At 60.8% G+C, this 23,317-nt stretch carries 26 protein-coding genes, 6 tRNA genes and 2 pseudogenes; 18 read left to right on the top strand and 16 right to left on the bottom strand.

The annotated features are described in order from the left end of the window. The first annotated feature begins 144 nt into the window (after window positions 1-144). From RHP72_RS13895 to RHP72_RS13875, 5 genes are all read left to right on the top strand, one after another. Window positions 145-669, top strand: coding sequence for a hypothetical protein (locus RHP72_RS13895; protein ID WP_311094806.1), 525 nt, complete (start codon window positions 145-147; stop codon window positions 667-669). Continuing rightward, window positions 666-1,322 (top strand): Fic family protein, encoded by a 657-nt coding sequence (locus tag RHP72_RS13890; protein WP_311094805.1) that lies wholly within the window; start codon window positions 666-668, stop codon window positions 1,320-1,322. The genes RHP72_RS13895 and RHP72_RS13890 overlap by 4 nt, the downstream gene beginning before the upstream one ends. Window positions 1,323-2,125: 803 nt before the next feature. Beyond that, a complete protein-coding gene (locus RHP72_RS13885; protein WP_311094804.1) occupies window positions 2,126-3,412 on the top strand; it encodes a protein NO VEIN domain-containing protein in 1,287 nt (428 codons plus the stop codon). Between the two features lie 7 nt (window positions 3,413-3,419). Then, a complete protein-coding gene (locus RHP72_RS13880) occupies window positions 3,420-3,548 on the top strand; it encodes a hypothetical protein (RefSeq protein ID WP_311094803.1) in 129 nt (42 codons plus the stop codon). Window positions 3,549-4,049: 501 nt separating this feature from the next. Continuing rightward, window positions 4,050-4,343 (top strand): hypothetical protein, encoded by a 294-nt coding sequence (locus tag RHP72_RS13875; RefSeq protein WP_311094802.1) that lies wholly within the window; start codon window positions 4,050-4,052, stop codon window positions 4,341-4,343. A gap of 67 nt (window positions 4,344-4,410) precedes the next feature. Here RHP72_RS13875 and RHP72_RS13870 read toward each other — a convergent pair whose 3' ends face one another. Genes RHP72_RS13870 through RHP72_RS13860 form a run of 3 tightly spaced genes read right to left on the bottom strand, consistent with a single transcriptional unit; the run spans window position 4,411 to window position 6,487 of the window. Further along, the gene (locus RHP72_RS13870) at window positions 4,411-5,394 is read right to left on the bottom strand and encodes a hypothetical protein (protein ID WP_311094801.1); all 984 of its coding nucleotides are present in this window, start codon (window positions 5,392-5,394) and stop codon (window positions 4,411-4,413) included. Next, complete coding sequence (locus tag RHP72_RS13865; protein WP_311094800.1) at window positions 5,395-5,844, bottom strand: hypothetical protein; 450 nt, start codon at window positions 5,842-5,844, stop codon at window positions 5,395-5,397. It lies immediately after the preceding gene. Window positions 5,845-5,881: 37 nt separating this feature from the next. After that, a complete protein-coding gene (locus RHP72_RS13860) occupies window positions 5,882-6,487 on the bottom strand; it encodes a hypothetical protein (RefSeq protein ID WP_311094799.1) in 606 nt (201 codons plus the stop codon). A gap of 278 nt (window positions 6,488-6,765) precedes the next feature. Here RHP72_RS13860 and RHP72_RS29430 point away from each other — a divergent pair. Together RHP72_RS29430 and RHP72_RS13855 are read left to right on the top strand one after the other, a co-directional pair. Then, a pseudogene (locus RHP72_RS29430) lies at window positions 6,766-6,882 on the top strand (DUF2510 domain-containing protein); the annotation flags it as partial. Between the two features lie 363 nt (window positions 6,883-7,245). Next, complete coding sequence (locus tag RHP72_RS13855; RefSeq protein WP_311094798.1) at window positions 7,246-7,698, top strand: hypothetical protein; 453 nt, start codon at window positions 7,246-7,248, stop codon at window positions 7,696-7,698. A gap of 471 nt (window positions 7,699-8,169) precedes the next feature. Here the strand turns inward: RHP72_RS13855 and RHP72_RS13850 are convergent, their stop codons facing one another. Continuing rightward, a complete protein-coding gene (locus tag RHP72_RS13850; RefSeq protein WP_311094797.1) occupies window positions 8,170-9,192 on the bottom strand; it encodes a recombinase family protein in 1,023 nt (340 codons plus the stop codon). A 170-nt stretch (window positions 9,193-9,362) separates the two neighbouring features. Next, entirely contained in the window at window positions 9,363-10,202 is an 840-nt protein-coding gene (locus RHP72_RS13845; RefSeq protein ID WP_311094796.1) for a PASTA domain-containing protein, read from the bottom strand. 192 nt (window positions 10,203-10,394) lie between these two features. Here RHP72_RS13845 and RHP72_RS13840 point away from each other — a divergent pair, with 192 nt between their 5' ends. Then, window positions 10,395-11,099, top strand: a complete 705-nt coding sequence (locus RHP72_RS13840; RefSeq protein WP_311094795.1) for a heme peroxidase — start codon at window positions 10,395-10,397, stop codon at window positions 11,097-11,099. A gap of 102 nt (window positions 11,100-11,201) precedes the next feature. Here RHP72_RS13840 and RHP72_RS13835 read toward each other — a convergent pair whose 3' ends face one another. Beyond that, window positions 11,202-11,456 (bottom strand): hypothetical protein, encoded by a 255-nt coding sequence (locus RHP72_RS13835; protein ID WP_311094794.1) that lies wholly within the window; start codon window positions 11,454-11,456, stop codon window positions 11,202-11,204. Between the two features lie 14 nt (window positions 11,457-11,470). Between RHP72_RS13835 and RHP72_RS29425 the strand changes: the two are divergent. The 3 genes and pseudogenes from RHP72_RS29425 to RHP72_RS13825 form a co-directional block, all read left to right on the top strand. Further along, window positions 11,471-12,079: pseudogene (locus RHP72_RS29425) on the top strand (uracil-DNA glycosylase); the annotation flags it as partial. Then, window positions 12,074-13,882: a hypothetical protein gene (locus tag RHP72_RS13830; RefSeq protein WP_397517614.1), complete on the top strand. Its 1,809-nt coding sequence runs from the start codon at window positions 12,074-12,076 to the stop codon at window positions 13,880-13,882. The pseudogene RHP72_RS29425 and the gene RHP72_RS13830, both read left to right, overlap by 6 nt. A 165-nt stretch (window positions 13,883-14,047) precedes the next feature. Then, on the top strand, window positions 14,048-14,539 hold the full coding sequence (locus RHP72_RS13825) for a hypothetical protein (protein WP_311094792.1): 492 nt from the start codon (window positions 14,048-14,050) through the stop codon (window positions 14,537-14,539). A gap of 19 nt (window positions 14,540-14,558) precedes the next feature. Here RHP72_RS13825 and RHP72_RS13820 read toward each other — a convergent pair whose 3' ends face one another. Next, complete coding sequence (locus RHP72_RS13820) at window positions 14,559-15,323, bottom strand: hypothetical protein (RefSeq protein ID WP_311094791.1); 765 nt, start codon at window positions 15,321-15,323, stop codon at window positions 14,559-14,561. 70 nt (window positions 15,324-15,393) lie between these two features. Between RHP72_RS13820 and RHP72_RS13815 the strand changes: the two genes are divergently transcribed. Continuing rightward, the gene (locus RHP72_RS13815; protein ID WP_311094790.1) at window positions 15,394-15,675 is read left to right on the top strand and encodes a hypothetical protein; all 282 of its coding nucleotides are present in this window, start codon (window positions 15,394-15,396) and stop codon (window positions 15,673-15,675) included. Here the strand turns inward: RHP72_RS13815 and RHP72_RS13810 are convergent. From RHP72_RS13810 to RHP72_RS13800, 3 genes are all read right to left on the bottom strand, one after another. Further along, complete coding sequence (locus tag RHP72_RS13810) at window positions 15,652-16,068, bottom strand: hypothetical protein (protein ID WP_311094789.1); 417 nt, start codon at window positions 16,066-16,068, stop codon at window positions 15,652-15,654. The genes RHP72_RS13815 and RHP72_RS13810 overlap by 24 nt on opposite strands. After that, entirely contained in the window at window positions 16,026-16,772 is a 747-nt protein-coding gene (locus RHP72_RS13805; protein ID WP_311094788.1) for a hypothetical protein, read from the bottom strand. The genes RHP72_RS13810 and RHP72_RS13805 overlap by 43 nt, the downstream gene beginning before the upstream one ends. A gap of 417 nt (window positions 16,773-17,189) precedes the next feature. Then, window positions 17,190-17,390 carry a hypothetical protein gene (locus RHP72_RS13800; RefSeq protein ID WP_311094787.1) on the bottom strand — a complete coding sequence of 67 codons (201 nt, stop codon included), beginning with the start codon at window positions 17,388-17,390 and terminating at the stop codon, window positions 17,190-17,192. 1,092 nt (window positions 17,391-18,482) lie between these two features. Between RHP72_RS13800 and RHP72_RS13795 the strand changes: the two genes are divergently transcribed. Then, window positions 18,483-18,677: a hypothetical protein gene (locus RHP72_RS13795; protein WP_311094786.1), complete on the top strand. Its 195-nt coding sequence runs from the start codon at window positions 18,483-18,485 to the stop codon at window positions 18,675-18,677. A gap of 144 nt (window positions 18,678-18,821) precedes the next feature. Here RHP72_RS13795 and RHP72_RS13790 read toward each other — a convergent pair whose 3' ends face one another. The 4 genes from RHP72_RS13790 to RHP72_RS13775 all read right to left on the bottom strand — a co-directional run bounded on the left by RHP72_RS13790 (window position 18,822) and on the right by RHP72_RS13775 (window position 20,240). After that, on the bottom strand, window positions 18,822-19,031 hold the full coding sequence (locus RHP72_RS13790) for a hypothetical protein (protein ID WP_311094785.1): 210 nt from the start codon (window positions 19,029-19,031) through the stop codon (window positions 18,822-18,824). Window positions 19,032-19,084: 53 nt separating this feature from the next. Beyond that, window positions 19,085-19,210, bottom strand: coding sequence for a hypothetical protein (locus RHP72_RS13785; protein ID WP_261259403.1), 126 nt, complete (start codon window positions 19,208-19,210; stop codon window positions 19,085-19,087). A gap of 391 nt (window positions 19,211-19,601) precedes the next feature. Further along, window positions 19,602-19,823, bottom strand: coding sequence for a helix-turn-helix domain-containing protein (locus tag RHP72_RS13780; RefSeq protein ID WP_311094784.1), 222 nt, complete (start codon window positions 19,821-19,823; stop codon window positions 19,602-19,604). A gap of 345 nt (window positions 19,824-20,168) precedes the next feature. Next, window positions 20,169-20,240, bottom strand: a tRNA-Val gene (locus RHP72_RS13775). Window positions 20,241-20,533: 293 nt separating this feature from the next. Here RHP72_RS13775 and RHP72_RS13770 point away from each other — a divergent pair. The 5 genes from RHP72_RS13770 (at window position 20,534) to RHP72_RS13750 (ending at window position 21,037) form a co-directional block, all read left to right on the top strand. After that, window positions 20,534-20,606, top strand: a tRNA-Gly gene (locus RHP72_RS13770). Between the two features lie 25 nt (window positions 20,607-20,631). Then, window positions 20,632-20,702 (top strand) — tRNA-Cys (locus RHP72_RS13765). A 1-nt stretch (window position 20,703) separates the two neighbouring features. Next, window positions 20,704-20,778, top strand: a tRNA-Val gene (locus tag RHP72_RS13760). Between the two features lie 92 nt (window positions 20,779-20,870). Continuing rightward, window positions 20,871-20,946 (top strand) — tRNA-Gly (locus RHP72_RS13755). Window positions 20,947-20,962: 16 nt separating this feature from the next. Then, window positions 20,963-21,037 (top strand) — tRNA-Val (locus RHP72_RS13750). 146 nt (window positions 21,038-21,183) lie between these two features. Here the strand turns inward: RHP72_RS13750 and RHP72_RS13745 are convergent. Both RHP72_RS13745 and RHP72_RS13740 read right to left on the bottom strand, forming a co-directional pair. Further along, window positions 21,184-21,660 (bottom strand): alpha-isopropylmalate synthase regulatory domain-containing protein, encoded by a 477-nt coding sequence (locus RHP72_RS13745; protein WP_311094783.1) that lies wholly within the window; start codon window positions 21,658-21,660, stop codon window positions 21,184-21,186. Window positions 21,661-21,834: 174 nt separating this feature from the next. Beyond that, entirely contained in the window at window positions 21,835-23,220 is a 1,386-nt protein-coding gene (locus RHP72_RS13740; RefSeq protein ID WP_003942640.1) for a GH1 family beta-glucosidase, read from the bottom strand. Between the last annotated feature and the right edge of the window lie 97 nt (window positions 23,221-23,317).

The following is a 23,317-nucleotide window of genomic DNA, read 5'->3' as shown; positions in this document are numbered from 1 at the left end:
AGATGGAGCGGGAGACATGCCCATATAGAGCAGTTGCCCCCAGTGACTCGGCACTGGGTGCTAGCTGACTAGGGGCTGACAAGAACCAACCGTACCCTGTTAATCCGCACGAACTTCCTTCGGAGACGCCTCATCGACACGAACATGAACGCCCTCGTCGAGCAAGAACGCAAGCTCATGGCCCTCATCACCTGCCGCGTCCACCAAACCTTCGCCGACGCCCGCGCTGCCGGCGCCTCCGCCGAAGTCTTCGGCGACGTCGAATCGATCGCCCGTTCCATGACTGCGGCACTGCCCAGCAGTCACGTCTACGACAAACTCGTCGGCCCGTTCTACGACACTCCCAGCCTCACCCAGTGGCGAGGCGTGAGCCGCCAAGCCATCAACAAGGCAGTCTCTGCAGGCACTGTGATCGCCTGCCAGCTCGAAGGTGGGCAGTGGGTCTATCCCACCTGGCAGTTCACAGACTCCCGAACGGTGCACCCGCACCTGATCACCCTGTGGCAGACGCTTCGTGAAAGCGCCGACCCGTGGACCTGCGCAATCTGGCTGCGCAGCCCACAGGAAGATCTCGGCGACCGCACCGCCGCCGACTGGATCACAGGCGGCCACCCCGTCGATCCAGCCCTGACGCTGGCCCGCGCCGACGCGCAGCGGTGGGCTGCGTGAGCCGAGACGTCTCGATCAACATCACCGACCTGGCCGGCGCCGTCTACTCCGCGGGAAAGGTGTTCGACGGACTCACTACCAGCCGCCGGGGCACCGAGAACTTCCTGCGATCAGGAAGCCTGGCCGGAACCTTCTCCCGCGCCGACCTTGTACTGCTTGAAGACCTCCGGGACGTCGCAGACTTCATCATCGACCACCACGATCAGCCGATCGACTCCGCTCACGTCCGCGCCATCAACGCTCAGATCGTCCGGTCCGGCGCATTGCGTCCGGGACAGCTTCGAACCGAGGACCAGCAGATCGGCGTCCGCACCCGGTACGGGCGGCACACTCCTCCAGCATTGACCGAGGACGGCCTGCAGCAGCTCATCAACTCGCTGAGCTGCGAGGACGTCACAGAGGCTGCGTTGGACCTGTTCGTGGAGCTCGCCAAAGCTCAACCGTTCGAAGACGGGAACAAGCGCACAGCGTTGTTCGCGGCGAACAGTCTGCTCATCGGCGGCGGCCGGATGCTCGTTGTCCCCGTCGACGAGAACGATCCGCAACTGTCCGACACCTTCAACGATCTGCTTGCCAAGGCATACATCCGTGACGAGCACGACGCCATCAAGGATCTGCTGCGCGACCACGGACTCATCGACCTACCGCACTGAATTCGGCGAAGCCGCCAGACTGCGCAAAGCTGACCAGTACAAAAGAACCTGCACTCTGCCTCCCCGGCACGTGCGGGTTCTTCTTTTTCGCAGGCTGCATCAAGACGGCCAATTCCATCCGACATAACCGAGCAAGAACTACCGAGAGGAAAACTGATGAAGAAAATCATTGCGGTGGTGGCCATCTCGGCGGCACTTGGGGGTGTTGGCTGTGCTCCCCTGAGCCTGACGTTGCAACCTTTCTTCGGACTACGTCCGCAGTCCCATCGGTCTATGTCACCGTTCCGGAGGTGTACGGGCGCAACGGCGGGATCGTCGTCGATGAACTGAAGAAGCTAGGTTTCACCGATGTCGTGTTGGCCTTCAAGGACGTGTCGACGACCAGAATCGACCGGCCTCAAAGTTGGCGGGTATTCGCAATCGGGCCCTCAGCTGGAGAGGTCGTCCGTAGCGACACGCATTTCGTTGTCACATTCACGCCAGGTGCCTGGCAACGGTGACATACACTCCCGCATTGCTCTCTCACCGAGCCGACCCTCACCGACGGCGAATCCCGTAGCTTGGGTGCTCGACGACAACCGAGAACACCCGACTGGGTCGAAGGTTGATCGAAAGGTCACAACTACAGAAACCGCACTTTGCCTCCCCGGCAGGTGCGGGTTCTTGTTTTTCGCCGCCCTGATGCATCAGGGGCGCACTACACACATTCGGATTTACTCCAGGTCGAGGTAGTTGGGTGAGTCATCACCGAAGCAGTCCCGTTCGGACGCAGCGAGTATTCGAGATCTGCGAGACTCGCCAGCATGGTGATCCAGATCCGACTGAGCGACCGAACGGACCATACGTCCGAGGAGATCGAAAGCGACTCCCTCAACCGCTCGTGGCGCGGCTACGACCCGACGGTCAACGACGAAGAGTTGTGGGAGCACAACCGAGGTCGCTGGATCCTGAACGAGGCGAAGATCGCTGAGGAGCGGTACGCGACCTTCGTCCACGACGATCGGATCGTTGCGGTGTACGAAATCCACGGCCACGAGCGAGTCTCCGACCCCGGACCGAAGAGCAGTAAAGTCGCGCTGCTCGGCAGGCCACTGGCCTCAACCGATCCGGTTCGCCAGCGTCTGGTCGGCAGTCCCGCAATCCACAATGGCCGCAATGCCGTCAACTACGTCTCGGACAATCCGATCCACAACGACGCCGACGGCGCGATCGCGCGCCGAGCGTTCCTGCTCACGTGGAATCCCGACAACTACGAGTGGGCGGACTTCGCACAGTGCGTCCTCGCGACTCAAGAAGACGGCACGATCGACGGACGCTGGTCGACAGGCTCCACCAAGACCGGTATCCACCCCGGTGACCTCGTGTTCCTGCTGCGCCAAGGCAAACGTGGTCGCGGCATCGTCGCCAGCGGCGAAGCCGTCGACTTCTCCGGCGACGCGGGCCCCCGCGACGAAATCATTTACACCGACGCGCACTGGAACGGCACCGGCACGACCGCCAACTATGTCGATGTCCTGTGGGACCGACTCGTCGAGCCCGACGACATCCTCCTCATCGACGACGTGAAAGCGAGGTTCCCCGAGCAGAACTGGAGCCCCCAAGCGAGCGGAACCCAGATCAGGCCGGCCGTCATCGACAGGTTCGAAGTGCTGTGGTCCGAGCACGTCGGCGGTAGCCGGGCATCGGGTAGAGGCCAGGGTTTCGCAGTCAACGCGGCCCAGCGCAAAGCCATCGAAGACGCAGCTCAGAACTGGCTGATGCAGCACTACAGAGACGAAGGCTGGAAGGTTCGGGACACGCGGTACAGCGGACCCTACGATGCCGTCGCGACAAAGAACGGACAGATGCTCTACCTCGAGGCGAAGGGAACCCAGAGCAGCGGCGATGCAGTCTTCCTGACCCGCGGAGAGGTGGAGCACGCCCGCCGACACCCCGGCGACTGCGTCATCGGAATCTGGTCTGGGATGCGGTTCACCTACGACGGCGAGGTCGATCAAGAGGAAGGCGAGACGCTAATAATGTCGTTCGAACCCGACACCGGCACCCTCACCGCGCTGCAGTACCGCTGGGAGTTCGGCGCCGCCGGCTGAGAGTCACATGGCTCTAGGGCTAGCACCCGATGCCTTGCCCCAAACCCAAGCGGGCGAGAAGCCGCACTTCATCAAGACCGCTGCGATCATTTCAGGCAACCAGCCGGGCGCCGACACCGAGGGCAACTTCGGATGATGCTGTGTCGCGACCGACTGTTGGGACTGAACCAATTCGGAATGGCCGCGCACATTCAGCTCGCCACTCTCGTGTGCGATTCAGGTCTCGGCTTCTCCGAGGTTGAGTCAGGCTTCGACCGACAGAGATTCCGCTGGGAACTACTTCCCGAGCGATAGTGCGGCAGGTCGCTCAAACCCGGGGGATCAAACCTGGCCGTTCCTCACTTGATGCTGACCACGTCCGCGAAGCGGTCATAGCAACTCGTCCATGACGCCGACGCGATAGCCTACTGATCGCAGCGACTCCACGGTCGCGCATCATCTCACCAGTAGTGGTGCGTTGACCTGTTGAGACCAAGGTCGTTATATGAACAAACCAAACTTCGCTCGACACGACTGTCACAACCGAGGCGCAGGGACCGGACGCCTTGGTCCCGATGGCAGCGCGCTGCGAAGAGATTCGGGCGCGCGGCCAGGTGCTGGCCTGGACTGCGGAGACCGCCTCGGGTCACCACATCACTTGGTCGTCGTAGGCCACCTCGGTTTCAACATTGCCGCGCCCACGGCATCGGCTGCAGTGACTCCGGGCGAATACACCTTCACCACCGTCAACTTCGGCATCCCGTCGAGCGCTCCGGCCAGCGTCCAGGGCAACAACCTGGTTCTGTTCTCGCCTGTCGGACCTTTGAATCTTCCGATCGTCGATGTTCCCGGCGGCGGATTCGTCGACTTTCAGGGGCAGCGTTACTTCCTCGGAGGCGAAACCTTCTTCGGACCGTTCGTCATCGGACACAGCGTTCTGAGCCCTCGCTGATCGGACTCAGTCCGCAGTACCCCGCGCCGTCTCGTATCCACGAGACGGCGCTTCGTTTTCAGAACCCTCACGGGAGTCGATGGATACGGAATCCCTTTGCTCTGTCGATATCTATCGTCATTCCACCGTGCTGTGTGGGGAGCACCGTTGCGACAGTGTTGGTGAGGATCAAGTCGAAAGCCACTGCCACCCGCCGGATGACATCGCCGGCGGCCTCCGTGGTGCCTGCTGTCAGACCATCGCTGATCTTGTGGCGCTTACCGAAGCCACCCACCCTGCGACCGACGTGATTATCATTCACGTCGTACAGATCCTCAGCGTTACCCGAATCGGCATCGACCCCGGTCACGTACTCATTTTCCTTGCGCCATCGGTGGAAGTTCTCTGCCCGGATGCGAAACGCCTCCTTCCACTCAGGTGAATCCACCAGATCTCCGAGTGCAGCCACCGAAGCAGCGTGAAGTGAGGTATCGAGAGTTTTCCTCAGGTCTTCAACTGTCCGCGCGTTGAGAGAAAGCCATGCGTCGATGTCATCGGTGGCGAACGGGACATACCCGGGTCCGAGCGTCCCTCGCTTTGTGAGCTTCGCGATCTCCACCTGCGCACTGGCCGACGTTCGGGCCACACGGACAACGAAGTTCGCCAGGCGATGCCCGACGGCGATTGCTGTCTCGATGGCGCCGTCGGCTAGATAGCGTTGAGCGAGAGCCATACCCTTCGGTTCTGTCTCGGCTTTGAGTGCCCGCTCATGCCAGACTGCTTCGACATATGCCGCTGCGCCAAGCATGAGGGATTCCGCGGATGAACCAGCGAGCGCGGAGGTTTCGCGCCATTGGCTACTTTTCAATTCAGCGGTCCAATCGGGTTCGTACTCCGCCCGGCTGTACTTCCATGCACGGACACAGATGCGGTCGACCTCATCCATTCCTGTTTCGGCAAGATCTGGTCTGGTGCCGACACTGCCTTCATGTGCTCCGATGTGCCTTAGTCGAGACCATGCGGCGACGCCGCGTGAGTCGTCGCCGGAGGTCGTGCCAGGAACAGCAGTCACTTAGTGGAGACCCTTCGCGATCGATTCCAGGTTCGCCACCTCATATGTGCGCGCAGAGTTCGCCTCGTAGAACTGCTCCTGCACCTCAGGATCCTCGAACCGACGACGAGCCTTCTCGTAGAACGGTGTCTGGAGGCGCCGGAAGATGTCGACGTACGCGTCGAAATTCCCGATTTCCTCCGACGGACTCGGGGATGCCGGATCCTGGACCTGAAGGGGGCCCGCCGACAAGAACGACAGAAGATGGCTCAGGCCGTCTTGTCCCACCATGCGCTCGAGCTCAACGCTGAACGTATATCCAGCGTTCTCGGCCGGAGCGCAATCCCCGTTGTGGACAATCCTCCAGTCTTGGAGCAGCCCATGCGAGTCTCGTCGCGCGGCCACGAGTCCCTTCTCGACAGTTACGTCGTCCGAACACTTGTCGCACACCCATGCAGAAGGAGAATTCATTCGTGCAGTATCTCACTCCATCGACCGCACTCCGTCGTTACCGTCGTTTCTGTCGCGCAATTGCGTCTACGAATAACTCCTCGAAACTGACCCGAACTGCGGTATCGATCTCGGCAGATTCAATACCTGTGTCCAGTGCGACTCTCGCATATGGTGGACACTGTCCGGCCCCTCCCGATTGAGGCATTTCAGCGACGATTTTCCCGGGATAACTGTTGAAAACTGACACCGTAACGAACTCGTACGGCCCGTACACGCGATGACCGTTGATCAGGCGATCGACGCGGGTTGCCCGTTTGAACAAGGATGTTTGGGTGTAGGACTGCACTTCATCAGGGCAGTCGACTAACCGGCCGTCCTCTTGAATGAGTATGTGTTTGTTCTGCTGCTCGCCACGACTAATCGTCATCAACCAAACGGCACGGGTGTCGTATTTCTTTCCATAATTACCTTGTCGAAGAACAAACACCTCTGACCCCGAATCGACTAGCGCCTGGTATGCCCGTCGGCCGAGTCCAGTCAACTTTGCATATGCCGCAGTCGCGGCCACAACACCTGTTGTCGCCGCCTGCTCAGCATCTGAGGCCGCGCCATCACGGCCGTTGATGGCTGAGCTCAACATCTTTTCGAAGTCAGAGGACATAGGAAATTCATATCATCGAGTGAGACAAACGAACATCGTGCCAACGCGCTTTAGTGCATCGACGCGCTTGTGAGTCAGCGAAAATCCTGCGTCACCGGATTAGAGATCCATGGTGCTTCAGGAGTCGCACCATGGCGAAACTCGGTTCGATCGGGTTCCTCGTGCGGACCTGCGTATAGACGGCTACCTGCCAAGAAATTCGTTACAAAGTCACCTTGTGAGTTTGTTGACATCCGGAATCCGTATAGCCGCACGAAGCCGACATCTACCATCTACCAGTGCCTGAACATGACGCCAGACGACCCAACCTTGCTCCAGGTTGGTATCCAGATCCGCAATCACCCTCTCTTCGTTGGTGGGACGGTCAGATGTGGGTCGATAAATGGGCGCCGGCATCTGTCGTCCCTGCGTTCACTCCCGCGCCTACCAGCGCGCCTGCGCGGCCCGCACTGATTTCTGATCAAAGTGAGTCGCTGCAGCCGAACGACATTCCATACCGGGAAGAAACCCAAGAGGTCGGGCAGTCCTCGGATGAGGCATCTGCACCCACAAAAAAGGCCGCTAGCCGGCATTGGATTCGATCCAAGTGGTCGATACTCGCGCTCGCTGCGTGCTTGTTTCTTGCCGCGGCCTCGACTGTCGGTTACTTCGCATTCCGAACGGATCCGCTGGAGTTGCAGACCGAGCAAGGCCCGCGTTCCATCACATGCGACTGGTGGGCCGGTGACTATAAGAGTGCGATCAAGACGCCGCCCGCCGTGATCGAATCAGTTACTTTGACCGAGAACACCGATGCGTTGGTGGAATTTCGCGCACGATTCGACCCCTTCCCGACACAAAACAAGACGCCGAATACCGACGGAGTTCTCCGCACGGCGGTCACTACCCTTGGTCTCACGTTGTCCAAGACGCAAAGCGTCTTGTCACGTGACGAGTGGAAGACCAACGACAACTACGCATTCAACAAGTACTACCTGTACGTCAGGCTCGAAGATCGGTTCGCCGCGTTCCTCTCCGAGGACAACGGTGTCGATATCGAACAACCTAAAAACCTCAAGATCTTTCGCGAAGGTCAGGATGTTGTCATCCAAATCGATCCGAAGGAACTGCCGCTGTTGCCAACCGGGAAGACGTTCGGGTTTATAGCCGACGCCGAGTACACCGGTGGGAACGCTGGGGTCGGGAAATATCGGGAGCGAGATTGTTCATAGAACAAGACCACATGTGATCAGCTTCGGAACCACTTAGCTCACGTTCTCTGGGCGCTCTCTGACGCGAAATCGCCTTCGAGCGGTCATCAGAGACCTCGCGACGTGTCCGTCTGATCGGCAATTGCTGGCAGTGCGAACCGCAAACGGGCAGCTCACGAGGTTTTCGATCGCGGAGGCCGTACCAAAGTTGGGTATCGATTCGTGGCGACCTGCGCCGCATCACGACCAACCGAACGGGGCCTTCATCTACCCCCTACTCCGCTCCATCGTCAGTTGCTGAGAATGCGCGATTGGTGACGAGAATTTCCGGTCTCGAAGCGTCTCGGAGAGACTGCTACCTGAGCGCAAATTTGGCGTGACATGTTTGATCCCGGTACGGCGCGCTGACGAATCGTCATTGAGCAGGTCTCGGAGCTGCCGGATGAATGCTGCCCGCTCGCCACCCCCAGGAAGCGAGGGCAGGGAACACGATCAGGGCGATAAATCGGGCGCGAGGTGAAGCCATGACGTCACCACACCCTTCAACCAGTGAGACCGGGTCTTGCCCGCTAGCTGTGCTGCGGGGACGGCCCATCCACTCGCGGTGAGCCACTGCTGCACCAGTTCCGGCAGGGTGCCACTCCGTGCGGTCCGTGCGAAATCGCCGGCGAGAATTGGGCCGTCACCGCACACCGTGCATGCGACATCGACGGCCGGCGGCCCCGGCTCGCACTGATGACAATGCGATCGAGCGAGCACCGCACCAGGATCGGGCGGATTGTCGGTATGAGGATGCAGCCAGATCACCGCCAGGTCACCGCGTTGGTGCGCCGCTTCGGCTCTGGTGCTCGGCTCGTACCCACAGGACGGGCAGATCCGTGACGTGCGCATCGCAACAGGGACCACAGGGACCACAGCCACCGTGTCCACCGGATCAGTCGACGCGCTCGCCGCCGGTGCGCGCTTATTCAGGTGTCCGTAAACAGTAATGCGGGGAACACTCAACATCGCCGCGATCTGCGCCACCGTCTTCTCCCCCGCGTCGTAAAGCTGCTGGGCGAGCACGATCCGATCGCCGGACAGTTTCGACGGGCGACCGCCGGTACGGCCCCGGGCACGCGCAGCGGCCAACCCGTCCCGAGTGTTCGCCACGATCAACTCACGTTGGAGTTCCGCGAGTACGGAGAGCATCCCGAACATCGCTCGCCCTTCCGCGGTGGCGGTGTCGATGCCCTGCTCGAGGACCTTCAATCCGATCCCCCTCTCGCGCAACTCGGCGCCGAGGGTGATCAGATGTAACACCGAACACCCCAACCGATCCAACCGGGTGTTCACCAACGTGTCACCGCCCCGCATCCGAGCCAGCACCGCATCGAGTTGCGGGCGTGAAGCTTTCGCGCCGCCCGCGAGATCGATGTGAATGTTTCCGGCCTCTATCCCAGCCCGCGCCAAGGCGTCGATCTGGTAGGCGGGGTTCTGATCTGCGCTCGACACCCTCGCGTAACCGAACAACATCTGTCGAAAACTACCCTTCTTTAGAGGTTTCCGAGGTTTGGAGTAGTCAGCATCTGCCGGGATCAGGCGTGGGAGCGCGAAGTCAGAAACTCGCCGGCGTACCGGAACAATCGCTCTCTGAAGTATCTCACCACTATGAATTTCGGGGATACGCCAACTCCAACCGCAGTTCACAGCAGCGGAGGAATCACCGACGATCCTTCGTATATCTTCGCCACCGCGTCGTTGTAAGACGACTTGTGATCGGCGTAGACGATCCGGGAGCGGGCAATGGAACTTTCTGCTGTGGAATCGACTGCCGTGTACAGCGTTTCGAGGTAGTAGCCGAAACCGTCGACAGATTCGCGGATGTCGTTCACAGCGCTCTCGAGATGGTCCGGAAGGTCCCTGCCTTCGAGAACCGCGATATAGGAATCCATCGTGCTCGCAAACGCCTGCTTGTAGCCGACGATGTCGAGAACTGATGCGCGGCCTGCACCGACATCTTCTCCGAAAACCAGCGCTTCGTCGATGGCAGCTTTCGCCAGTCGTGTCGCGGGATCGACCTTACCGACATAAATTTTGGCGTCTGCCAGCCGTTTCTCCGCATCCTTGCGTTCCTTCTCCGCAGCTCTGCGCGCGGATTCGGCATTCCTGCGCTCGGTGTCTGCGTCGCGCTCACGTATTTCGGCCAGGACGGGTGAATCCTCCGGAAGAATTTCCCGAATTCCCTCGTCTTCCGGTTTCGCGATCTTCAAGGTGACGGTGTCCTTCTGGTCCATCCGATCCCCCGCCGGCGGGACCTGTTCGACCACCACCCAGTTGGCATCCATCAGGGGCTGACGGTCCGATATCGCGTCGATATCCTCGAATTCCTTGAAACCCGCGTCTTTGAGCACATTGTGGGCGTCGTCGAGTCGAATACCTGCCACCTTCGGCACTTCGACCGGATCACTCCCACATGCCACCAACGCGAAAGAAAATGCGAGTCCGGTAATCAGGGCTGTGGTGGTGGTGCGCTTCGTCGGCATTTTTACCTGTCTTGGTCAGCTGGCAGATTCGGGAACTGTTTTTCGAAGGACGATGGATTCTCGGACATTGCATCATGCGGCAAACCCGCTCACTGCATCGCCCGATATTCCATTTAACTCAGCAATGTCGGAGTGCTCGGGCATAGTGCGCTAAGAAGTCATCCAATTCGAAGCACAGAGCAGAGGACACACATGCCCACGCCATCAGATGACCGACTTGAACTCCTCGCGAAGCGCTGCAACGCCGACCTCGGCGATCCTGACCTGTGGTTCCGCCCGGATGGCTACCCGTGCAGCCTTGCCCTGTGCATCATCGACTCGATCGCGTCCACCGGCGCACACTACAACTCCGTCAAAAACGTCCTGAGGCATTACATCGACTTCCGGCAGGCGCAGGGCGGTGATGCCGACACCGACAACGCCGGAGCCCTGTTGAATACTTTCGACGAACTCGGCGGCCCGCAGGAGTGGGCGGCGATGACGAACAACCGCAAACCGACCTCGACGACCAAAGGTGCTCCCCTCAAGGCTGCGGCCATTCATGAGGCTGCCAGGCGGCTGCGTGAGCTGGGAATCGACAGCACCGACGACCTCCGCGCAGCCGACGCCAACGAACTCGAGAGCGCGAAGAAAGCCTGGGCGAGGATACCTGGCCAGCGTTCCGGGATCACCTGGAACTACTTCCTGATGCTCGCCGGTACCCCCGGTGTGAAAGCTGATCGCATGGTCATCCGCTACGTCGCCGACGCGATCGGAGCGGCCCCGGAGAATGTGAGCGCAACCGATGCCGCGATGCTCGTGAAAGCGGTCGCCGAAAAATCCGGCCACAACGTCACCCACCTCGATCATGCGATCTGGCGATTCGAATCCGGCCGACCTGTGAACCAACAGAGCTGAGCAAAAGCTTCGGAGCGATCAACTAGACGCCTGACCTTCTGAGTTCAGCGTGAGTTCAGCGATTCTCCGCCAACGGAACATGTCGGCGGGCTGTGCCACTCGCTACCGAAACTGGGCGATGAGACTACGAGTCGCATCTGCGTTGATCTTGTCCGAGCTTCGCGTGGAAAACGACAGGAGCGAGGTACAGATGAGTGCCGCGAAAAAGAGTTCACCCGCTGAAGGAGTCATGGAATTCATCGGTTTTGTTGTCTTCTTGGTGATTGTCATCGGCGCGATCGCCACAGCATGTTCATAAACTCCGGCCGGTGGAAGGGTTATCCGCTGGGCACCCGTTTCGAGGAGTACGACGACCATGAATACTCACCATCATGAGTAACGGACGCAACGCCGACCCCACGGTAGTTACCGAGAAGAAGAATCGTATTCGCGACACTCATGTGGCGGCGTTGAATTCGCTCGCGGACCGGATCGCCGACTCCGTCGGACTCCCCCACGGACACGTGCCGTACGTGGATCCGGACCTCGGCGGAATCGATGCGCGAGTCCTTGTTCTGCTGGACAACCCCTCCACGAAGGCTGAGGCCGGTACCGGATCGGGTCTGCTCAGTCTCGACAACAACGACCGCACCGCACGCAACTGCCGCGAAGCGTATGCCCGCGCCGGTATTTCGTGGTCGGACGTGGTGCATTGGAATGTCGTCCCGTTCCCTGTCTCGGGGGTCAAGAACGGTGGTTCGACCCCGGCCGATCGTGCCCGCGCGGCTCAGTGGACCCGAGAGTTCGTCACGTTGTGCCCGAATCTGGAGATAGTGCTGTTGTTGGGTGTCGCCGCACGGGACGGCTGGGAACGCGCCGGCATCGAACGAAACCTGTACGTCGTACCGGGAAACATTCCGCACTGCTCCGATCGGGGCTTGAACTCGCCCGGCGGACGGGAACGATTCGACGCCGCCATCACCGACATCGCCAGGATGCTTTCCACCGGAAACCCCCACACCAGCAGAAAGCGGACATCGATGAACGAGACACCCTCGTCGAACAGTTCACCGTCAGAGCCCACTCGACCAGGCACTGCTGCAATGGACCTGTTCGAGGGCACCGGCCCTGGCAGCGAACTCGCCGTATCTGTCGAACCAGAAGGCATCCTCGTTGCCGGGGACCCGGAGGTCGTAGCCGGATACCTCGCCCGCCTGACCGACCTCGCCGGCGAAGCGCTCACCGTGTCCGGAGTCAGCAAAACCTCGATGGCCAATGTCGCCACCGCTGCCGTCGGAGCGAAATCTATTGCCGCCCAGGCCGGTCAGTTCGTGCGGTTGTCCCCCAACAGCGTCCAGGCGTTGAACACGTACAAAGCGTTGCCGGGTGACAACGGCTTCTTCCGAATGACCGTCGTCGACCAAGCAGGGAAGTTCCGTCACCAACTGCAATGGCAGAAAGTGTCCCTCGGCCCCACCCAAGCACTGTCCTTCCAACTCATCGCGGTGCAGGTCGCACTCTCGGCGGCCATCGCGTCGGTGAACGAATCGATCGCCCGCGTCGAGGGCAAGGTCGAACAAGTCCTCGTCCTCGCCCAAGCTTCCCGTGTCGGTGACGTGGTCGGGCACTTCGCAACCCTGGATCGGCTCGTCACCGCACTCGACGAACATGGAGCACTCCCGACCGCTGACTGGGAATCTGTAGCCGGTCTCCGCCCCACGCTGAGTGTGACGATCGAACGACTCCGAGAACACGTCAAACGCACCTTGGCCGGGTTCGATGCCACTCGCCCGATCCAGGACCGCGCCGACTACCTCCGCCGCGCAATCGAAGAAAACCGGCTCGGCGAAACCCTGCACCTGTTGGTGGTCAGTGAGCAATCGCTCTATCTGTGGCAACGACTCCGGATCGCCCGCGTGCAGGCCACCGAACCGCAACATCTGCACATGGTGCTCGACGACGCACGCACACTATTGGCAGAGCATTTCGAACGCGACGGCGAACTGTTGCTGCACGCGCGGTCGGAACTCTCGAACTTCGCAAAAATGCACCGACTCGACGGGTTCCGGTGGGGCGCCGCCCACAACCTCAAACACGACATCGTCACCCTCAAAGACGACCTCGACAACTTCGCGCAGGCACGCGGCAGTCAGGTCATGGGCTGGACCGAACACGAGAGTCCCAGCGTCGTCGACGCCCTGGCGGAAGTCGGAAGTCGGGCAACGTCCGCAGGCAGCGCTGTCGCCGGCGCGGCTGGCAAAGCGATCGGTGCCGGCGTCTCAGGAGTCGGATCCGGGCTCGGGCGATTGGGCCGCGGGATCGGAAACCGCGTGGGTTCGGGAAACCAACAAGCAGACAAAGTCGAGATACCGACACCCACAACGGAACATCATGTCGCGGATGCAGCCACCGCAGCCGTACAACCTGCCGAACAGCATCCGAACTCGTACGACGACAACGATTCGACATCCGAATCCTCAATGCTCACACACCAACCCGATCGAATCATGCCGCCTTCCGCCCCGATCGCTTACGACGATGACATCTTGCAGCTCATGCTCTTCGGCCATCTACAGGTCGGCGACCAACTGACGTATCACGACGGCGGCCGCGGGCTCACCTACGTCGCAACGATCACGCGGGACGGGGCCCTCGAAGTCGACGGGAAACGCTACGGGCCGCCCTCGGCGCCGTTGACGGACATCATGGGCCGGCAACGGCACGGTTGGAGGGACTGGCAACTGGCCGATGGGAGGCAACTTCGACAGCTGCGGCGCCAGGCGTACGCAGAAATGTCTAGTTGACACCCGTCCTATCTCTGCCACCACACGCCGACCCGTCCACAGAATGAAGCGATCGCAATGAAAATGAAAAAGTCCTGGCTAGCAGCGCCGATCCTCCTTCTCGCGCTCAGTGCGTGCAGCGACCAGGGCTCGTCTACCGAACCTGCCTCATATGAGGGAACAACTGTGACCGCCACAGCACCGAGCTCGTCAGGGACACTCGCACCGGTTTCCAGTGCCACGATTGCGGAGATCACGACGGAAACCATCGTCGAACCGCCCACAGCGGAGGCAACATTCATCGACACGCCAACGCCGGTGGTGACCAAGCACATCGACTACTGCACTTCGCCCGGTCCGAACACCGCGTTCACGGACGGAACATACGGTTGGACGGACGAATGCGCCGGCCCCGCAGCGATCAACCGGGTCAGCGAAATCACCGCCAACGGAGGATCCTGCGACGGAACCACGTGCACCAACTCACGCGGAATGACCTTCCCTGATCCTCGGGCCGAAGCCGGAATGACCGATGCACCGCCAACAGCTGGCACTCCTCGGACCACGACAAGCACGCCGACAGTAACGAATCCGCCGAATCACCCCCAGGTCCTGTGGTCGGATTGCCTACGGCAAGGCAACGCCCCGGAACAGTGCCGCGAAATACTCGACAACTGACTTCACACAAGAAGTCCGGTCAGTCCCGAGCAGTTCCGGCTCCAATTCTGGGTGCGGTCCCGGCACTCTTGCCAATTTTGAACCAACCATTCACTGGGTAAGCCTGGGGAGTACGTCGGTGAGGGTGGTTGGTCCTGGGGTGACGAACCGATTCCCCTTGCTGAGACAGAGTTTCGGAAGACAACAGAGCGAAGTCGATGCTGGGCGTGGGCTGACTACCTGGATGGGGCCGACAAGTTCGACCAGACACTCCTCGATCACCGTGAAGTACTGAAGCCGTACCGAAACCGTTTCTGAGCCCCCTCCCGTGGGCTGGTCGAGTACCCCGAATCGGCCCGGGGCTCAGACCCTTCTGGTCGATCGCTTCCTCGTAGAAGGCGTCCGCAAGAGCGATGATGACAGCACTGATGGCAGGGCGGCCGTCGCTGAAGAAGTAGTCGGCCATGGTGTTGTGGGCCTCCTGATTGTCGACCGCCTCAGTGACCGCCGCTTGAAAGTCCTGCGACTCCATGAACTGCTTCTTCGAGTTCACCTTGGTCTGGTTGACCAATTCTGGGTACACGAGTAGCCGCTGCACCAACCCCTGCACGAACTCGCGGACCTGGGACTCTGTGAACGCTTCAGCCCCGAAGAGGTCGTTCATATTGTCGATGACAACCTGCAAGGCAACGTACTTCGGCTCCTTCCGGGCGCCGTTACCGGCGGCGCTGATGCCCTTGAGCTGACCGCCACCGGTCAGCGAGATGTCGACCGCAGCCGCCTTATTGTGCTTGACCCCGACCACCGGGAGCCGACACCGGTAGTGCGAATCTGTTCGAAGTCGCCAACCAACCGACCGCCACGGTCGGCGTTCCGTGCCTGAACGGCGATACCAGCTCGATGCGGCCTCACGAGCATGGTTGGTATTCGGACAGGAAGCGGAAGAAGCTCGGCGGCAACTGCTTACCGCGGCTGCCGACATGTTCAGCTCTATCCAAAGTCCTGAAATAGGCGACAACTACGGCGAACTTCGCCAACTCGCGGACATCTGCCAACCGCTCACCGCGACGACGTGCGGACGGATTCTCGCCCGCGCGGGCGACCCCGCCGCCCTCTCCAATGTCCTGCGGGGATCAGACACCGGACACCCCCGGTGATGCGGTGGCGGGGAGGTGGGTGATCCACACAGGCTGGGTGTCATTGTCTCGCGCCACTGCCTCTGTCTTTCGGCGGCGGGCGGCGTCGGTGACTCTGCGAACGACGAGACGTGCTGCTTGGCGGCCGGGGGAGTCTTCCGCGGCCGCGTCCGCGTATCGTGCCCGCGCAGCGTCGAGCTGGACGGCCTGACGGTCGCGCACAGCTTCATCTTGGTCAGCGGCTATTTTTGCGAGGATGTGCGGCGCAAAGGTCAGGTCTTGACGCTTCATGAGCCAACGCATGAAGGCAATCGGACGCTTCGGGTTGGGTGCGATCCTGTGAGCTTTGGCCCAGCTGTCGATCGTCTCGTTCAGATCGGCGGCAGTCCAACCGTGAGCGGCTGATTCGACCAATGCCGGTCCCCAACCTCGGGGCGTGTGTCGCCGGCCCAGGTCGGAGTTCGTGGGTTACCGAGCCACTTGGCAGCCAGCAACAAACCTTTCCGGAGGGCTTCGGCCTTCTTCGGGTCCACCTCGTTGTCGAGGCGCCGCGAAGCGGCTCGTTTATCCACAGATCGTTTTGTCTTAAGTACCTCTCTACGAGAGGGAAGAGACAAAAGATGACCCCTACGGGGATGGGGTGCCATCTTTAGAGATCCGCCCTCGTAGACGCGGGTCTTATCCACAGGCTTGCGGGGATGCAATGCCCAGACCGACGCCCACCCTCGGCCCTTGTCGCCAACCCGATACGAACCCTGCCGTTCACCCTTCTTCCTGCGCAGTCGGCCACGAAAGACCTCGGTGGCTACTCGAAGCAGCTTGAGTGCCTGGCGCGCTCGCTGCACGGTTCGTTCACCCTTGCCGGTGCGTTCGATGGTCTTGTCGAGAGACAGTCGTGACTCGCGGCCGGTGTCGAACTCTGCGACGGACGCCATGACCGTGGCGACAGCAAGGAGAGATTTGAGGCTGATTCCGCCGCCTGTCGTCTCGACCAGTTCGGGGCGAATGCTCTTGTATTCGGCCGTATAGGTCTCGCGGACAACGATTTCCACCCAATGCTGAGCGCCCCGCCAGACGGGGATGCCGGCGTACGCGCCGTCGCCAAGGTCTAGCCGCATTTGGCAATACCGCCGGCACGCTTGCTTCGACCCACCGAGGGCGTTGACGAGCATCGGCGTGAGCGATCGACACTGATGCCCACGTACGTGCCCGCGGATAGTGCGGGGCGCGCGAACTGTGCCGTACCGGCGCCGCGTGGGACTGCTACCGCAGTACGGACGTTGCGCGCATACGGGTGCGTGCTGCACCGCTGAGATTAGCGAAATATTGGCCGTTGAATCTTCATCAGGGCACGATGTACCCTGAGATCTGTCGGACAAGACAGTCCCTTCGGGGATATAGCAGCACCGCTGAGAAACGAGCGCCTAACTCAACTCTCACGGCATTGATGAACCCCCGGCCAGCACCGGGGGTTTTCTATTTCTCAGCTGGGCAGTGCCACGGCGGATTTGGCAATTTGATTTATGCCGATTTATTTATGCCGAGCCTGGCAGCAGATCGGGCTCAAGCTCCCGAATCAGATCCGCGCGGCCGACGTAGATCGCGAGGACATCAGAAATGAATTGGCTGACTGAGCGGACACCGGCGACTCGGCGGCGGTATTCAAGAATTTCGTAGATCTCGTTCGGGACGCGTGCCGTCACTACAGTGCGCGCCCCCTTGCTGGCCATACCCATAAGACTCTCCTTCTGGTCAAGCTGCACCAACGCTCGCACAGCTTGACCGGAACCCGCAATCGCCCATTTTTTGCAGTTCAAGGAGGGTTCGGCGAGAGAGTTTCGCGGCGGAGAATCACCCAAATTCTCGAAACAACCCACTGACCCCGGCATAGACCATTGCCCAATAACTAACTCAAGTAACTAAGTGACTTTCACGACGGATGTGCGACGTGATTAAGGTCACAGATCGATACAGGCGGAGGCTCGTCAATCGGGCCGTTTCCGGGCGAATCGGCACCCTACTTACGGAAACCAACAAAGAGCGCTGTCTCATTCTCCTCGAGGAATCTCTCAAAAAATGACAAGAAGAAAAAGATGTTCGTGATCTACGAAAATGCCGTCACGCTAACAAACGGCTAACAACACGACAATTGCCCGTCACATCAGGTCCACGCTCAGCGCCTTGCGTAATCTCACACCAACCTTCGCGACAACAGATCCCGCACAGATCGATATGGAAGTCGACCTGCTGGCTACGGAGCGTATAGCACCGGATCCCCAACTGCCCTGGTAGCTCCGCCAGCGCGTCCACTCCCGACGTGTTGGTGTGGGCGTAAGTCCGCACACCGTCTGTATGGCCAAGCCACGCGGCGACCGCAGACGGCGTCTCCCGCCGCGATCAGCCGCGGTGCGCCGAGCGACATGGAGCCTGCGATGGTCCACGACCGCGTAGCGCAGCGCCTCCTTCCACCAGTCGTCCAGAGTCCGCGGCGCTAGCGCGCGGCCGTTCCAGTACGAGGTCTTGCAGTTCTCTGATCGATGTTTCTGCCCGTGGCGCGATCCCGGCTCAGCTCAGCCACCGGAATGCGTCCGACGCCCAATTCAATTGCTTTCCAACGCATCCCGGCCAGATTTCCGCGCCGCAGCCCGATAAGCGCCAGGTGCGCCATCCGCGCATGGACCACGGCCACGTACTGAGCTGACTGCGGCCCGCAAACCAGGGGCAAATCCACCGCAGAATGCGTTTTCACCACCCACGTAACCTCGTCCGCACCGAGTCGGCCAGACAAGTCCCGCGACCCAAGTAGGCGTCGGTGTCGGGTGATCCGAGTGCGGCGCGGTGAGCCGTACTCGGTCGATCTGCTGACAGCGAAGGCCGCGAAAGAAGCTGCCGAGACGGCCATCTCGACCGCTCGCACCACCGGTACCGACCCGAACTCGCAGCGGCGGGCTGAAGTCGAGCGCTGCATCGCAGAGTCGGGTACCGGCGGCATTGCTCAGAACGACCTCGCTGGGTTGGTGTGAAACTGCACCACCACCCTCGCAATACCGCGGAGGCGACTCCCCCGAGGCCATGAGGTCACCGGAGGCGGCGAGATGCCGGAGCGCGACGTGTCAGTCCTTGGCAGCCACAACCAAGGCGACGCGACCACATCGGCGTCTGCGTCCTCACGGATGCAGCATCACGACCGCGTCGGGGAGCCTACCTTCACCGCCGCACCACGCGGCCAGCTCGTGCTCTCTTGACCTTCGTGGTTGATCACCACCACCGAGCAGCGGATCCGCAGCCCCCTCTACGAGGCCGAGCAACGGTTGGCATCCGAGGGCATCCTTCTCGCTATCCCATCGCGCGATTGCCTTGACGAACGAATCGATCATGAGCAAGTCTGGGCGGGGCTGCATTAAGGCCCCGCAGAATGCCGCTCAGCGTCTCAAACATGCTCTGCGGCGCCCACCACCCAGTGCAGACGTTCGATGATGTCCACTGCGCGCTCACGGATGGCGTCATCGAGCATCCCAAGGATCCGCAGGCGGGCCATACGGCTTGCCGACACCATTGCCCGTCCCGGTCCAGGCACACAATCACGGCGGCCATAAGGAAGCCTTCTCCGCGTCCTTAGCGCGCTAGCAGGACTCTCTCCATGTGTTTTACCCACGGCCCCCTTGCTCGGAAGAAGCGCACAGCCAATCTCGGCTGCCAGGCCGTCCAGATAGGGACCATTAGCTTGTCGCGGGTGGCCACGACCTCTCCGAGCTCTACGAGGTTCAGCGTGACGGCCGTCACGGGTAGGACGATCCGGTCGATACGACCCGTGTCCACGATGGACTGACAGAGACGGCCGTAAGCGACGGCCGTAAGCGACGGCCGTGGCATTTCGTTGTCCGAAGACTCCCCAGTCTTCTTCAAGCCCCCGTCAGCGCTGCTGGCGGGGTTTTGTCTGTGCGGCATCAGGCATCGCCACCAATGCCGTCACGGTGGCCATTTGCCAGCAGTGCACGCAGGCTTTCTGCCGGAATGCGCACCGGTACGCCCGGCTTACGGGCGAAGAGGGTTTTCAGCTGACCATCGGCAAGCAAGCGCCAGACGGCGCGTTGGCTGATTTGCAGACGTTCGGCAACCTCGGGCACCGAGAAGGCGCGAAGTTCAGGAAGGGTGGATCGAGAAGACACGACGGAACTCCAGATTTACTGGTTGTTCCGCACGGCAGGTGACTTTCTGCGGCTGGCGTCATATGAGCGGCCTGCTGTTATCCCCGAGTTCCCTTTTCGCTACGGGCGGCGATGAAACCGTCCGATCACTGCTCTCGAAAGGCTTTCGCCTGTCAACGGGGGCCGTATGACACAGAAGATACCAGAGCTGCGTCAAAGTGTGCCGCTACTAGGCCAAGCCGTCGCAGAACCAGCCGTGTCCGAAGAGGCCCACAAATTGGCAGGGCCCACGCAGGGCCCACGGGTCCGAAAAGAATGTCGGCTACAAACGCAAAAAACCGCCTGCTACCAGGCGGTTTCTTGTTGTGGTCCCGGCTGGGATCGAACCAGCGACCTTCCGCGTGTGAAGCGGACGCTCTCCCACTGAGCCACGGGACCGTAAGTCATCCGAACGCATGCGCTCGAACGAGTTGGAACATTAACACGGCTGCGCGATGAATACGAATCACCAGGTTGGCATTCGTTTTGCTCCAGGCGACCCCGAAATCTACGAATTCGAGCTGATTTCAGACCGTATTCATCGCCAAGACGGACAGTTGCAACGCGCGCAACGGGCCGATTCGACTCCGAACACGCCACTGAGCTGGTGATTTGTGTGTATCCGACACGGTCGGCTAATGTTTCCAACGCACCGAGGAGAGCGAGCAGCTCCCCAAGCAACACGGTGCGATGCGGACGTGGCGCAGCTGGTAGCGCACAACCTTGCCAAGGTTGGGGTCGCGGGTTCGAATCCCGTCGTCCGCTCGAGAGGTGTGACTCAACCTTTTACGGTGGAGTGGCCGAGTGGTGAGGCAACGGCCTGCAAAGCCGTGCACACGGGTTCGATTCCCGTCTCCACCTCGCGCGATTAGCTCAGCGGGAGAGCGCTTCCCTGACACGGAAGAGGTCACTGGTTCAATCCCAGTATCGCGCACCACGTCAGGCCCTAGGGCCTGATGGTCAAGACCTGCTTGCAGGTCTGATAAGTTAGAAAAGTACTGAGTTCCGGTAACGGAGTTCATTGCTCATGCGGACGTGGCGCAGCTGGTAGCGCACAACCTTGCCAAGGTTGGGGTCGCGGGTTCGAATCCCGTCGTCCGCTCCATTTTTCTCCAGAACCCGCGCGATTAGCTCAGCGGGAGAGCGCTTCCCTGACACGGAAGAGGTCACTGGTTCAATCCCAGTATCGCGCACCATTTGAGAATGCAAGAAGCCGGAACCTCAGGGTTCCGGCTTTTTGCGTTCGAGCGCCGAACACACGGGCCGCAGTACTGACGCAAGCCCCCTCGGGCATCCACGTCAGTACTGCGGTTGATGTAGCTGATCAGATTGTTGTAACTGCTCAGTGAGAGAAGCGGTTCGCTGCCGAAGTCATCGCGCGCAGCGAGGACTCCGTCGACGACTCCGCAATACCCATCGCCCAGCCCCGACGGCCGTCGCACTCGGTGAAGATGAACGTCGCAGTGCGGTGGCCGATCTGGTGCTGATGGAAAGACAGGATCTCGAGCGAGATTCCCGCGTCGTGCAGCATCGACGTCATGGCTGAGATCGCGCCGGTCGAGGTGGCGGACGCTTTCTGGATACGCTCCCCCAGACCGAGAGTCGCTTCGAAGGTCCAACGACCCGGCGCAATCTTCTCGGAGGACCACGCACCCAGACGGATCGGGCCGCTCATAGCCGCATACGTGGACTCGAACTCGGTCCACGACATCGCTGAGCATTCGGCACGCAAGCCGGCGGGCAGAGATTTGCCGTGACGCGCCGCAAAGGGATCAGCAGCAGAAGACGAATCAGAAGCGAAAGCGAAATTGTAAGTCATGATCGTGGTCTTCCTGGAATGAAGTGGAGGACCAACTGGTAGCAAGACGACCCGCAGCGAGGGGTCGGTCCGATTCAGACCCCGCTACGGCGGCTTACTACGAGAATTCGCTTCATGAGAGACGAGGCTAGGCGGCCCGGTTCGAGAATGCAACCCAGACCGCCGCCGCACAGGTCAGACCTGAGCCGCTTTGTGCTCGGCGATCAGGGCGCGATACCACTCGAACGAGGTCTTCGGTGTGCGCTTCTGGGTGTCGAAATCGACGTGCACCAGGCCGAAACGCTCCTTGTATCCCGCAGCCCATTCGAAGTTGTCGAGAAGTGACCACACAAAATAACCGCGGACGTCGACACCGTCGTCCATTGCCGATCGGAGGGCGCGAAGGTGCGCATCGTGGTAGTCGATTCGTGCTTCGTCGTCGACGACGCCTGCGGCATCCGGGGCGTCGTGGAATGAACATCCGCTTTCGGTGATGTAGATCGGCGGCAGTGCGTCACCGAAGCGGGCGTGGAACGTCCGCAAGATCTCGCCCAGCCCCTCGGGAACGATCGGCCAACCGAAATCGGTTGTGGGATAACCGGTAATCGCTACAGGGGCAAAGGGCAGGCCCGGAGGCAGGTCGACTTCGAGCACACCTTCGGTCCCCTGGCCTTCCACCGGAGCAGCAATCATCGTCGGCTCGTAGTAGTTGATCCCGTACCAGTCGAGCGGCGCCCCGATGATTTTCAAGTCCTCGTCGACAGGACCGCTGAGCAGCTGAGCGAATTCGTCGGCCGGGTACTTCCCGACCAGAACCGGGTCGGCGAACATCCAATTGACGACGTGGTCGTAGATGTCGGCAGCCATCACGTCTTCCGGCGAATCCGAAGCGGCACGCACCGGAGCATGGTTCGAGGCGATTCCGATGTTCGTGCATCCGGTTGCCCGAAGCGCTTCGACAGCGAGGCCATGCCCGAGCAGCTGGTGATGTGCGGCTTGGAAAGCCTCGAACCCCAAGGCCAGTCCGGGGGCGTGAACTCCGAGGGCATGCCCGTAAAGCGTGTGCACAACTGGTTCGTTGAGCGGCATCCACATTCCGACCCGATCCGACAGCCGCTCGCCGACGACCTGCGCATACTCCCCCAGCCGATACGAGGTGTCGCGGTTCATCCAGCCGCCCTGCTCCTGCAAGGCAAGGGGCAGATCCCAGTGAAAGAGCGTGACAGCGGCAGTAATTCCCGCCGAACACAGTCGGTCGATCAGGCGGTCGTAGAAGTCGAGCCCCTTCGCATTCACTGCCCCCGATCCGGTGGGCAGAATGCGCGACCACGACAGAGACAGCCGATAAGCGTCGAGCCCGAGCTGATTCATCAGCTCGATGTCCGACTCCCAGCGGTGATAATGATCGGCAGCGACCGTCCCGGTGTCGCCCCCGACGACAACACCGGGACGGTCACAGAACTCGTCCCAGATCGACGGTCCGCGACCGTCTTCGGCCACAGCTCCTTCGATTTGATAGGCCGCAGTGGCGGTTCCCCAGACGAAGGAAGTCGGAAATTCTGGTGTCGGCTGCCGAGTCATGTCGGTCAGTTAATCAAAGAACCGTGCAAAACACGCAGCTTTGTTGGACACTCGACCAGTATCAAGATCCAGTACCGTTCGGCCTAACCGAACGAAC

The sequence above is a fragment of the Rhodococcus sp. SG20037 genome, from assembly GCF_031763325.1.
GTDB classification, from domain to species: Bacteria; Actinomycetota; Actinomycetes; order Mycobacteriales; family Mycobacteriaceae; genus Rhodococcus_F; species Rhodococcus_F qingshengii.
Note: the sequence above shows the minus strand (reverse complement) of the source record. Positions and strands in the feature narration are given on the sequence as shown.